Raw genomic sequence first — 11,884 nt, forward strand, 5'->3', positions numbered from 1 at the left:
AGGACAGGGGAAATGAAAATGAGGATTTATACAAGGACAGGCGATAAAGGGCAGACAAGCATTATAGGCGGCAGAGTGGATAAAGATGATGTCAGGGTTGAGGCGTATGGCACGGTTGATGAGGTGAACTGCTTTGTCGGACAGGCCATGACTGAGCTGGATGGGGAAGTGTTCAAGGATGTGCTTGATGATCTGGAAAAGATTCAGCATGAGCTGTTTGACTGCGGAGGAGACCTGGCCAATGTGTCGGCTAAAAGGGAACTGAAGCTTGGACAGGACTCTATTGACTATCTGGAAAGCAGGATCGATGAATTCATCGAAGAAGCACCGGAGCTTGAACGTTTTATCCTTCCAGGCGGTTCGAAGCCATCCGCTTCCATCCATATAGCAAGGACGGTGGCCAGAAGGGCAGAGCGTCTCATCGTCACGCTCATCAAAACGGAAGAAAAAGTTCCTGAAGTTTGCCTGCAGTATATGAACCGACTTTCAGATTATTTCTTTGCCCTGGCAAGGGTAATCAATTTCCGCCTTCAAGTGAAGGATGTGGAATATGTTCGGAGCGCGAAGGTTTTCCGCGGCGGAAAGCGCAAGGAGAACTGATTGTGAAAAATAAAAAAATGATGCTGGCTGCCTTGTTCATTGCTTTTTCAGCCATCGGGGCAGCTGTCAAAATTCCTGCGGTCATAGGGAGTGTGGCGCTCGATTCGTTTCCGGCATTAGCTGCTGCTGCCCTGCTCGGGGGCGGGACAGGCAGCATTGTGGCCGGGCTCGGCCATCTCCTGTCTGCACTGGTCGGCGGAATGCCGCTCGGGCCGCTTCACTTTCTCGTTGCTGCAGAAATGGCCGTTCTGGTCTGGCTGTATGGGAAGCTATGGGGAAAAGGCCGGAGGAAGGCCGCTTTGTTCATGTTTGCAGCAGGCAACACGTTCCTTGCACCACTCCCGTTCCTTTTTCTAATGGGGATTGGTTTTTATATCGCGATCGTCCCTTCCCTTCTGATTGGCTCGCTTCTAAATGGCATGCTGGCTTTTTGGGCGGTCCCGCGCATCAGCCGCGTGCTTGGTGAGGGGCAGAGGGAAGGGAATGTACCGGAATGAGGGACGTATTATACATACCAGGCGGAAACGGGGAAATGCTGGTCATCAGCAGCGACAACAGCGGAGGCATCGGCCTGAAGGATGCCGACCATGTAAAGGTCCCGTATGAAACAGTTGCTTATTTTGCTTTCCGCACAGCTTTCATGGAAAATCTTTCAGCCGGCGGTGCTCCCTTTGCAGCTGTCCTGCACAATTTTGCAGGGGACGAGCATTGGAATGCGCTAGCCGGAGGCATTGAGACAGGCGCAGAAGAAGCAGGGCTTGAAGGCTTCTCTGTCACAGGAAGCACAGAAAGCAATTTTGATCTCCTCCAATCGGCAGTCGGGCTGATGATTATTGGAAAAAAGAAGGGCTGTCCTGTAGCTGCTCCCCTTTACACCGGCCGGGAGAAGCTGGCGGTCATCGGACTGCCGCTTGTCGGCGAAGAGGTCCTGATCGATAAAGGGGCGATTGCACCGCTTTCGCTATTCAAAGAAATCAGCAGGATGGATGGAGTCTGTACGCTGCCTGTCGGCTCAAAGGGAATACTTTATGAGCTGAACCAGCTTTTCACCAATAGGGAATTCACTAAAAATGAAGTTTCCTGCAGTGGGGTGGACCTCTTGAAATCAGGCGGGCCTTCCTGCTGCTTCATCGCTTCCTATCCTGAGGAGCTTGAGAGAGAAATCATGATTAAAGCGGGAAGCTTCCAGCATCAGCTTGAGATCGACTAGAGGAGGAATGAAACTTGCTTGATTTATATTTTGTAAGGCATGGGGAAACAGAATGGAATAAGTCAGGACGGATGCAGGGCAGGCTTGATTCGGATTTGACTGAAAAAGGGCTGGAGGATGCTGAAAGGCTCGGAGAATATTTGCGGAAGATGCAATTTGACGAAATCATCTCAAGCCCAAGCGCCAGAACCATTCAGACAGCTGAAAAACTTGCCGGCTGCAGTGCAGCACCCATCCGTTCCGATGAAAGGCTGATGGAAATCCACCTTGGCCAGTGGCAAGGAAAAACGGGCGACGAAATAAAGATGCTCTTCCCTGAACAGTACAGCTATTACTGGAACGAGCCGGAAAAGTTTGAGAACCCGGAGGGAGAAACCTTTCTGGATGTAAAAGCCAGGCTGGCCGGATTCCTGCAGGAACTCGGGGACAGCCGGAGCACAGGGAAAATCCTGATTGTCACCCACGCGGTTGTCATCAAAACGGCAGTCATGCTCGCCAATAAGGTGACAGACAATGAAATATGGGAGCCGCCGTTCATCCATGGCACAAGCCTTACCCATATGAAATACAGGGATGGGCAGCTTGAACTCGTGCTGGCAGGCGATCTTTCCCATATCGGAGTGCCAGGCTGAATGCTCGTGAAATATATCAGGTGCGGGGTTGACTCAGCTTCCAGGGAAAAGTTCAGCCTCGCCCAAATGGGATGGGATCCATTGAAGCGGGTCCCCGGTTTTATCCGGCAGTTCGGCGGCTGGACAAGAACGGAAGGGGATGCCGATGCCAGTATCTTTGGTTTGTGGGAGAGCAGAGAGAGCTACCAGTATTTCATGGATTTTCTGCATGATAGTCTGATAGGCGAATCATCACAGGAACAGTATCTCCATTCTATTTCGGTGGTGCTTTATGAGGTGGATGAAGGTTTGGTTCGTGGTGCAGCCGAGAGCAGCAGGATTTTGGATATTTTTGGAGAGATGCTGGATATAGGAACCCGTGAAGTGGAGCTTGTCGGGGAGTGGGAAGTACAGGCGGCATTCAGCTGAGAGTCTATGACCCTCAGCTTTATTTTAGTGGAAATTCAAAGCCGGTATACGTTGAAATATGGTTAAATCCAAGCCGCTCTGCAACAGCGATGGAGGGCTTGTTCATTTCCATGCAGTCCCAATATGCGACTATATCTTTTTGCAGACATTCTTGTACAAACTTGCGGGCTAAGCATTGCGCTAATTTTTTTCCCTGATGGGGCTTGAGTGTTTCAATATCAATTCCGTGGACGCTCCCCGCAACAAAACCTGAGAAGCAAACACTGATGATTTCATCTTCATAGATATAAGCATAGCCTATTCCTTCTTTTAGAAATGTCTCGGGCGCTGGCCAGAACAGGCTAATCTTTTACTGCAGGAATCTGTTTTTTACTTTTTCAAAATGTTCCTTCTTGATTCTTATGATTTCATAGCCATCCTCAGCAGGGGCGTAAGAGTTATCAGAATAGCTGCCTGGCTCTAATTTATATACTCTCTGCTTCCAGCTCCCAAGCTTCCGGTGTGCAAAAACTCTTTCTATTGTCTTATTCCATTCAGCATGATTGCCGATAGCTTCGAACCATTCTAGCTGGACTTTCATTGCCTCAGTTTTAATCACTTTGTCTATAAAAGTATTTAACGCTCCGTTAAAAATCTCATTGTTTTCATTTCCAATGGAAATGAAGCCGTCATTGTTTCCGAGCCAGATAAGACCTGTTGAAGGGGCGAGTCTGTTGTCTGCAAATACTCTTCCCGTGATGGTTCCTTCTATTACAGCGGCAGCTTCTAATTGCCCTTCCGGGTGAAGCAGCTCCCTGCATCTGCTGAATTCATTCTTACTCAGTTCCGTAATCATCATTAGCATCCCCCTTTCAGAAAAATACTAACATATTCTTCCTTATTTGGGTGGGGAAGCAGAAATGTTTTTCGCTATTGAATATAGGGATTCACTTTGTTATACTTCTAACTAACGATAGTTAGGGAGATGGATCAAAGATGACTTCACAGCAAATCAAACAGGCAGCATTAAAGCTTTTTGCTGAAAAAGGATACGAGGGGACGCCGCTCTCCGCCATCGCCAAGGCGGTGGGGATTAAGACCCCTTCTTTATATGCGCATTTTCCTTCAAAAGAAGAGCTGTTCCTGTCGGTTTTCCGGGACACCGTTTCATTGGAGCTGCTCACTATTAAAGAAGCCATGGATGATCAAAGTTCAGGTAATGCCCTTGAAACAATCATGTCAATTTTTGATGCTTTGACCGAAGTGAGGGAAGAGAATGAGAATATCCAATTCTTCAAAAGAGCGATATTCTTCCCGCCGGCCAATCTCGGCCCAAAGCTGAAAGAGGAATTTTTTGAATATGAAAAGCATTCCACTGACATGCTGCAGGGCTTATTTGAGCAGGGTAAAAAAGAATCAATGTTTACGTCTGCCGAAAGCGGCGAAATGGCTGCAGCATTTTATTGCCTGATAGACGGGCTGCTGGTCGAACAGCATTATTACAGCCAGGAAGAATACAACAAACGGAGAGAATCGGCATGGAAGATCTTCCTGGCCGGAATCACCATGAAGAAAGAAGGGTAGCATCAATGCCTTGGATTTATTTATTTGCAGCAGGATTATGCGAAATAGGCTGGGCTTTCGGGCTCAAATATTCAGAAGGCTTTACAAAGCCTTTGCCGTCAGCCATCACTGTTATAGTGATCTTTATAAGTTTTATGCTGTTCTCGAATGCGATGAAGACCATCCCGATCGGAACAGCTTATGCAGTATTCACAGGGATAGGCGCCGCAGGTACCGTAATTATCAGCATGCTGTTCCTCGGGGAGCCGGGCGGGGCTTTAAAGCTGCTGTTCCTGGCACTGCTCCTCGGCGGCATCATCGGGCTGAAAATGACCTCCAAAGAAGAAGAAACGGAAAAGGGGGCTGAGTAGGCATGGCATGGGTTTATCTAGTATTGGCGGGATTCGGTGAGATAGGTTTTGTTATTTTCATGAAGCTGTCAGAAGGCTTTAGCAGAAAAAAATACACACTTTTGTCTGCCCTATCCGGCTTTGTCAGCTTTTATTTCCTCTCCAGGGCGCTCCTGGAGATTCCGATTGGCACAGGCTACGGAATCTGGACCGGCATCGGCGCAGCCGGAAGTGTGCTGCTCGGCATGCTATTTTTCGGTGAATCGCGGGACTGGAAAAGGGTATTATTTATCGGCATGATCATCGGCGGTGTTATTGGCTTAAAAACGATCAGCTAAGCACAGGCAGCAGCTCTCATTGTAGAGCTGCTGCTTTTTTTCGGTTGATTCAGCCTAGTTTCAGAGTTGTTCTGCCTGGATTTTTGTTTATTCCGCCTAAAATCAGTGATAATATTTATTGATTACATTTATTCCCAAAGTCAGTGATTTGAAAAATTATAAAAATTCATATATTAACTGATGTTAATGATAGAATATGAGTTATAACAGTTGGCCCTGGCAAATTGAAGGGTTTTCTGCTGAAGGATACGAGAAAAGCTGAGGGAGCTGCACGAGGAGATCAGCGGACAGGATATGCAGAGGGTCCGTTCGCACCGGTTCATTATAAAAGCACAAAAGTAATAAAGAAAAGCGGGCCTAAAAAGACCGCTGAAAGGAGCTTATGATGGATTTGAAGCTTGGCTATATCATTTTATATGTCGAGGATTTGGAAAAGACGAAGCAGTTTTATGGCGAACTTCTCGGTCTCGAGCTGAAAAATGAATTTGGCACCTACATAGAATATGACACAGGCAGCACCATCCTCTCCATGAATACAAGGGAAAATGTCCGTGAACTGACAGATCTTCCGATACCAGAAGGCTTCCGGACAGAGCAGACAATGGAGCTTGGCTTTGTAACAGATGATGTGGAGGGGACAATCGAAAAGGCGCGCCTGGCGGGAGTTCGTGTCCTGGTTGAACCGGTGAAAAAGCCGTGGGGACAGACTGTCGCCTATATGGAAGATCCGGATGGGCATTATATTGAGATTTGCACACCCATTGGCTAGAAATGCTTGGCCCTCTTTTTAGAGGGCTTATTTTTTTGCATCAGCAAGATTTATCCGGGTAAGTATTTTAAAGAAAATCGAAGAAAAACAGCAGAAACTCAGTAATTCAGCGCTTACAGCGGCTCTTGTAAATTATCTGGAATATGGTATGATACTCTATGTTTTTGTCGGCCCGGACTTTGATGAGAGTTCAAAGTCACACTATAAATCCAAATACAATAAGGGGTGTTCATTTGAAAGGTTTATCAATTAAAGAACAATGGTTTGGCAATGTCAGAGGTGATATCCTGGCCGGGATTGTCGTGGCGCTTGCGCTCATTCCCGAGGCGATTGCTTTCTCCATTATTGCAGGTGTAGACCCGATGGTCGGTCTCTATGCTTCTTTCTGCATTGCGGTTATTATCGCGTTTGTCGGCGGACGGCCGGGGATGATTTCAGCTGCAACCGGGGCCATGGCCCTGCTGATGGTTACGCTTGTTGCAGACCACGGGCTTCAGTATTTGTTCGCTGCCACCATCCTGACCGGAATCATTCAGCTGCTGCTGGGTGTCTTTAAGCTTGCCCGGTTTATGAAGTTCATTCCAAGGTCTGTGATGATCGGATTTGTTAATGCGCTCGCCATCTTGATTTTCATGGCGCAGCTTGAGCAGTTTGTCGATGCGACATGGGTTATGTATGCGATGGTAGCCGGTGCGCTTGCAATCATATATTTGTTTCCGCGCATGACAAAGGCTGTTCCATCGCCGCTTGTTGCCATTATTGTCATTTCTATCATTGCGATAACGACAGGTTCAGATGTGCGGACAGTAGGAGACATGGGGGAGCTGACAAGAAAGCTTCCGGTATTCCTGATTCCTGATATCCCGCTGAACCTGGAAACACTGAAGATTATCTTCCCTTATTCCCTCGGATTGGCCATTGTCGGCCTGCTTGAGTCACTTTTGACAGCTTCCATCGTCGATGATATGACCGACACGGAAAGCAACAAAAACCGTGAAGCCAGAGGGCAGGGGATTGCCAATATCATTAACGGATTTTTCGGCGGGATGGCGGGCTGTGCGATGATTGGCCAATCCGTCATTAACGTGAAGTCAGGGGGCCGGGGAAGGTTGTCTACCTTGACAGCCGGTGTGTTCCTGATGTTCCTGATTCTGGTCCTCGGCGACCTGGTGGTGCAAATCCCAATGGCTGCACTTGTTGGAGTTATGATCATGGTATCCATTGGTACATTTGACTGGACTTCTCTCCGCAATATGGCAAAGGTTCCTGCCACGGACTCCATCGTAATGGTCGTAACGGTTGTAACAGTTGTTTTCACCCATGACCTGTCTAAAGGCGTCTTTGCGGGAGTGCTCCTGAGCGCAATATTCTTCGTTGCCAAAATCTCAAAAGTGAAGGTGTCGACAGTCCTGGATGAAAAAGCAGGCAAACGCACCTATAAAGTGACAGGACAGCTGTTCTTCGCCTCTGTCACTGATTTTGCCGGCAGTTTTGATCTAAAGGAAACGGTACAGGAAGTGGTCATCGATCTTTCTGAAGCGCATGTGTGGGATGACTCTGCTGTAGCTGCCATCGATAAAATCGTAATGAAGCTCAGGCAGAATGGAACAGCCGTCCATTTGATCGGACTCAACGAGCCGAGCCTGCATCTGGTTGATAAGCTGGCTGTCCACAAACAGAAAGGCGCCAAGCTTTCCGGCCATTGATATAGAAAAAGGGAAGACATCCTAAAATGGTGTCTTCCCTTTTTTCTTTACTCTTTCCTTAAAATCCTCACGAACTTCCGCTTACCGACCTGCAGGATCAGCTCTTCCAGTACAGGAACCGTTAAGTTAACATCATCAATTTTTTCGCCGTTCATCCGGACTCCGCCATTTTGAACCATCCTTCTTGCCTCGCTTTTGGAAGGGAAGAGGCCGGCATACATCAGAAGCTCCAGCAGATGTGGTTCTTCACCGCCATCCCAGGTGAGTACAGGCATGTCTTCCGGTATGGAGCCTTGCTGGAACACACTTTTGAAATGGGCTTCCGCTTTTTCGGCAGCTTCATGTCCGTGGTACATGCTGACAATGGTTCTGGCAAGCTGCATTTTAGCATCGCGGGGATGAAGCGACCCTTCTTCCAGCTTCTCCCTGATGGACAGCTTCTCAGCAAGCGGCAAATTTGTTGCGAGATGGAAGTATTTCTCCATCAGCTCATCTGGGATTGACATGGCTTTACCGTAGATTTCCTCCGGTTTTTCGTCCACTCCGATGTAATTGTTCTTGGATTTTGACATTTTCTCTGTTCCATCGAGCCCTTCCAAAAGAGGGACAAGGATTACCACTTGTTTTTCTTTTTCATAGTGCTCCTGCAAATGCCTGCCCATAAGAACATTGAAATGCTGGTCATTGCCGCCGAGTTCTATATCGCTTTCGAGCATAACCGAATCATAGCCCTGCATGAGCGGGTAGAAAAACTCATGGAGGGAAATCGGCTTCCCTGCCCCAAGCCGTTCGGAAAAATCATTGCGCTCGAGCAGGCGGGCCACGGTAATGCTGCCGGCAAGCGTGATGACATCCTGGAGGTTGAGGGCTGACAGCCATTTGGAATTATAATGAAGCTCGGCCCTGCCCATATCGAGCACTTTGCCGAATTGCTGGAAGTAGGTTTCCGCATTATGCTTGACCTCTTCGTCGGTCAGCTGTTTTCTTGCTGCTGATTTTCCAGTCGGATCGCCGATTTTTCCGGTAAAATCGCCGATGATCAGCTGGATGGTATGGCCATTTTCCTGGAATTGTTTCAGCTTATTCAATACAACAGTATGGCCCAGGTGGACGTCAGGGGCGGATGGATCAAGCCCGAGCTTCACCTTCAGCGGCTTGCCGAGAAAAAGTGACTTGGCAATTTTATTTTTGAGCTCCTGAGGGGGCACCACATCCTGAGTGCCGCTGGTGTAAAGCTGATATTGCCTTTCAAGCTCCTTTTTCTGGTCGGGGTTCAGCTTTTCTATAAAATTCTCCACGATGTATCCTCCTTATGTTTTTTGTTTGCGGCACTTCCTGATGAGTTTTGAACGCACAAAAAAACCACATCCCTGTAAAAAGGGACGTGGTTTTGCACGCGGTACCACCCTTGTTGAAGACATTTGTCTTCCGCTCGTTCGGATAACGGACCGTCCGTCCTTTGCTACTTATGATTCACAAAGAATGTTCAAGGAGGTAATTCACGTTTGCTTTTGTACCGGTATGCACCAAACACCGGCTCTCTTCAAACAGGGAAGCAAACCTTACTGATTCCTGTCATAACTCATCTATTTAGTTTCTGTTTACTGAATGTTAGAAACAGTTTAGATGATTATCCAGGAGATGTCAAAGTTAATTTTCAGGCTACACAGCTTTTGCTTCATTTTTGAGCGGGACAGCTTTTTTCCCGCTTGCTTTGTCCGCGAGGAGTGTGATGGCACCGTCGCCTGTTACATTGCATGCAGTGCCGAAGCTGTCCTGGGCAAGGTAGAGGGCGATCATCAAAGCAGTCATGGTCCCATTAAAGCCAAGCATAGATTCCAGGAGGCCGAGCGCAGCCATTACAGCTCCTCCGGGAACGCCTGGTGCGGCAATCATCGTTATCCCGAGCATCATGATAAACGGGAACATCTGCCCTAAGGACACGGCTTCACCCTGGAGCATAAGAACCGCAATGGAACAGCTGACCAGTGTGATGGTGCTTCCGGATAAATGGATCGTTGCCAGGAGAGGCACAGCAAAATCCGCTGTTTTCTCACGTGCGCCAAGCTTTTTAACCTGCTTCAGCGTAACCGGGATCGTAGAGGCAGAGGATTGAGTCCCGAGCGCAGTGAAATAAGCAGGAAGCATTGACTTCAGCAGGTAAAAAGGATTCTTCCTGGCGGCAGCCCCTGCTGCTGTGTACTGTAAAAGCAGGAATAAGAAATGAAGGGCAATAATCATGACAAATACTTTTGCGAATACACTGATGATGCTTCCAACCTGTCCGCCGTGCGTCATATTGGCAAAGATCCCGAAGATATGGAAAGGCAGCAGGGGAATGATGATTTTTTCGATCAGCATTTCAATGATCCCCCGGAAATCATCCATTACATTCTGCAGGGCACTGCTTTTCAGGCCGGCAAGCCCAAGCCCGATTGTGAAAGCAAGCAGCAGTGCTGTCATGACCCCCATTACCGGCGGCATGTCCACCTGGAAAAAGGGAGAAGCGAGCGCTTCCTCTGGATTCCCGAATTCTTTTAAGCTCTGATTCTTGAGCAGGGCAGGGTACAGGGTCACAGCGGCAAAATAAGCGGCTGTCCCTGCGGCAATTGTAGAGGCGTAAGCAAACCCTGTTGTAATGCCAAGAAGCTTGCCTGCACCCCTTCCCATTGTCCCGATGCCGGGAGCAATGAACCCGATGATAATTAAAGGGATGGCAAAGCCGAGAAAGTTTCCGAACAGGCTGTTGAATGTTGCAAACAGCCTGATTGCTCCTTCCGGAGAGAAAGAACCGATTAAAATACCTAAAGCTATTGCAAGAATAATTCTGGGAAGAAGTCCTAGCCGCTTCATTTTTTGTCCTCCTTGAAAATACATTTGTTTGTATAACGTGGATTATACAGATGGAAACCTAGCTTGTTAAGTGGAAATTTTTAAGGAAAAATAAATAAAAATATTCGGTAAATTCAAACTATACCATCTAAAAAACTATTTGAGAATAATACCTTGGAACCAGTTATCCGGGGGGGGGGGGGAATTAGGCGGAATGGGTGGCAGATAGGCCCGGGAAATCATACATATATAGAAAGCAGGGCAGAATGGGAAAGAAAAAATTCCTGCAAATAACAATATTCAATCACGACTTTTTGTCTTTTGGAGTGGTAAAATGAAACATGTGATTGAATAAATGGAGGGTTCCTTTTGATGAAAAAGAAGCTTGGATTATTATACGGCGGAAAATCCGCAGAGCATAAAGTATCAATGCAGACGGCCCTGGCTGTCATTAAAGCCTTGGATTTGGAGAAATTTGATATATATCCTGTTTACATAACTGAGGAAGGGGAATGGGTGAAGGGCCCACTGCTTGAGGCACCGGCAGAAAGCGTCAAGCAGCTGGAATTTTCCCAGGGCGAAGCTGTATCGCCTGCAGCACTGGCTCCGGCAATGTTCAAGTCAGCTGAAGAAAGCAGCTTTGACGTCATCTTCCCGCTCCTTCACGGGCCAAATGGCGAAGACGGCACGGTTCAGGGGCTGCTTGAGATCCTTAATCTTCCTTATGTCGGCAATGGCGTGCTCGCCTCATCTGCGGGCATGGATAAGGTCATCATGAAGAATATCTTTGCCCAGGCCGGCCTGCCTCAGGTTAACTATGTATGGTTTGTGCGCAGTGAATGGCAGAAGGCTGGAGAAACGGCTTATGAGAAGGTGGAAGAGGAGCTGGGCTATCCTTGCTTTGTCAAGCCGGCCAATCTTGGATCCAGTGTAGGGATCAGCAAATGTACAAACCGTGAAGAACTGGCAGCGGCTTTTGAAGAAGCATTCCAGTTTGACCGGAAGATCATTGTGGAGGAAGGCGTAACGGCGAGGGAAATTGAGCTCGGCGTCCTTGGCAATGATGAGCCGGAGTGTTCGGTAGCAGGAGAAATTGTACCGAAGAAAGACTTCTACGATTATAAAGCCAAGTATGAGGATGGCGATACGGCCATGATCATTCCTGCTGAAATTACGGAAGAGGAGTACAGCACACTGAACGAGATGTCGATCAGGGCTTTCAAAGCGCTTGACTGCTCCGGACTCGTTAGGGCAGACTTCTTCCTGACGCGCGACGGCAAGGTGATGATCAATGAGGTCAATACAATGCCCGGCTTTACGCCGTTCAGCATGTTCCCGCTTCTTTGGAAGCATACTGGAGTGGAATATCCGCAGCTGATTGAAAGGCTTGTTAACCTGGCGATTGAAAGGCATACGGAAAAACAGAGCATCAAACATACAATGTAAACTATTAAATGATAGAGGCACGGCTGTGTGGGCCGTGTCCCTTTTCTATTA

The 11,884-nt window shown here is 47.8% G+C and carries 13 protein-coding genes, 1 pseudogene and 1 other annotated feature; of the genes and pseudogenes, 11 read left to right on the top strand and 3 right to left on the bottom strand.

Annotation, left to right across the window (positions count from 1 at the left end; all coding sequences use genetic code 11):
• The first annotated feature begins 18 nt into the window (after window positions 1-18).
• From AC4E8B_RS01465 to AC4E8B_RS01485, 5 genes are read left to right on the top strand one after another with little or no spacing between them, the layout of a single operon-like run.
• Window positions 19-600, top strand: a complete 582-nt coding sequence (locus tag AC4E8B_RS01465) for a cob(I)yrinic acid a,c-diamide adenosyltransferase (protein WP_490216583.1) — start codon at window positions 19-21, stop codon at window positions 598-600.
• Window positions 601-602: 2 nt separating this feature from the next.
• Window positions 603-1,097, top strand: a complete 495-nt coding sequence (locus tag AC4E8B_RS01470; RefSeq protein ID WP_490216584.1) for an ECF transporter S component — start codon at window positions 603-605, stop codon at window positions 1,095-1,097.
• Window positions 1,094-1,810 (top strand): ATP-binding protein, encoded by a 717-nt coding sequence (locus AC4E8B_RS01475; protein WP_490216585.1) that lies wholly within the window; start codon window positions 1,094-1,096, stop codon window positions 1,808-1,810. Before AC4E8B_RS01470 ends, AC4E8B_RS01475 begins: the two co-directional genes overlap by 4 nt.
• A 14-nt stretch (window positions 1,811-1,824) precedes the next feature.
• On the top strand, window positions 1,825-2,442 hold the full coding sequence (locus AC4E8B_RS01480; RefSeq protein WP_490216586.1) for a histidine phosphatase family protein: 618 nt from the start codon (window positions 1,825-1,827) through the stop codon (window positions 2,440-2,442).
• Window positions 2,443-2,850 carry a YdbC family protein gene (locus AC4E8B_RS01485; RefSeq protein WP_490216588.1) on the top strand — a complete coding sequence of 136 codons (408 nt, stop codon included), beginning with the start codon at window positions 2,443-2,445 and terminating at the stop codon, window positions 2,848-2,850. It begins immediately after the preceding gene.
• Window positions 2,851-2,869: 19 nt separating this feature from the next.
• On the opposite strand, the pseudogene AC4E8B_RS01490 reads toward AC4E8B_RS01485, so the two are convergent.
• Window positions 2,870-3,685 (bottom strand): annotated as a pseudogene (locus tag AC4E8B_RS01490) (GNAT family N-acetyltransferase).
• Window positions 3,686-3,825: 140 nt separating this feature from the next.
• On the opposite strand from AC4E8B_RS01490, the gene AC4E8B_RS01495 reads away from it, so the two are divergent.
• From AC4E8B_RS01495 to AC4E8B_RS01515, 5 genes are all read left to right on the top strand, one after another.
• The gene (locus AC4E8B_RS01495) at window positions 3,826-4,413 is read left to right on the top strand and encodes a TetR/AcrR family transcriptional regulator (protein WP_490216589.1); all 588 of its coding nucleotides are present in this window, start codon (window positions 3,826-3,828) and stop codon (window positions 4,411-4,413) included.
• 5 nt (window positions 4,414-4,418) lie between these two features.
• A complete protein-coding gene (locus AC4E8B_RS01500; RefSeq protein WP_490216590.1) occupies window positions 4,419-4,763 on the top strand; it encodes a DMT family transporter in 345 nt (114 codons plus the stop codon).
• A 2-nt stretch (window positions 4,764-4,765) separates the two neighbouring features.
• Entirely contained in the window at window positions 4,766-5,080 is a 315-nt protein-coding gene (locus tag AC4E8B_RS01505) for a DMT family transporter (protein WP_490216592.1), read from the top strand.
• Between the two features lie 385 nt (window positions 5,081-5,465).
• Window positions 5,466-5,849, top strand: coding sequence for a VOC family protein (locus tag AC4E8B_RS01510; protein ID WP_490219444.1), 384 nt, complete (start codon window positions 5,466-5,468; stop codon window positions 5,847-5,849).
• Between the two features lie 233 nt (window positions 5,850-6,082).
• Window positions 6,083-7,555, top strand: coding sequence for a SulP family inorganic anion transporter (locus AC4E8B_RS01515; RefSeq protein WP_490216594.1), 1,473 nt, complete (start codon window positions 6,083-6,085; stop codon window positions 7,553-7,555).
• Between the two features lie 47 nt (window positions 7,556-7,602).
• Here the strand turns inward: AC4E8B_RS01515 and tyrS are convergent, their stop codons facing one another.
• Together tyrS and AC4E8B_RS01525 are read right to left on the bottom strand one after the other, a co-directional pair.
• Window positions 7,603-8,853: a tyrosine--tRNA ligase gene (gene tyrS, locus AC4E8B_RS01520; RefSeq protein WP_490216596.1), complete on the bottom strand. Its 1,251-nt coding sequence runs from the start codon at window positions 8,851-8,853 to the stop codon at window positions 7,603-7,605.
• 77 nt (window positions 8,854-8,930) lie between these two features.
• Window positions 8,931-9,143: a binding site (T-box leader), on the bottom strand.
• Window positions 9,144-9,217: 74 nt separating this feature from the next.
• Window positions 9,218-10,408 (bottom strand): dicarboxylate/amino acid:cation symporter, encoded by a 1,191-nt coding sequence (locus tag AC4E8B_RS01525; RefSeq protein WP_490216598.1) that lies wholly within the window; start codon window positions 10,406-10,408, stop codon window positions 9,218-9,220.
• Window positions 10,409-10,759: 351 nt separating this feature from the next.
• Here AC4E8B_RS01525 and AC4E8B_RS01530 point away from each other — a divergent pair, with 351 nt between their 5' ends.
• A complete protein-coding gene (locus AC4E8B_RS01530) occupies window positions 10,760-11,833 on the top strand; it encodes a D-alanine--D-alanine ligase (RefSeq protein WP_490219446.1) in 1,074 nt (357 codons plus the stop codon).
• Window positions 11,834-11,884 lie beyond the last annotated feature (51 nt).

Source organism: Bacillus sp. SRL543 (assembly GCF_984799205.1).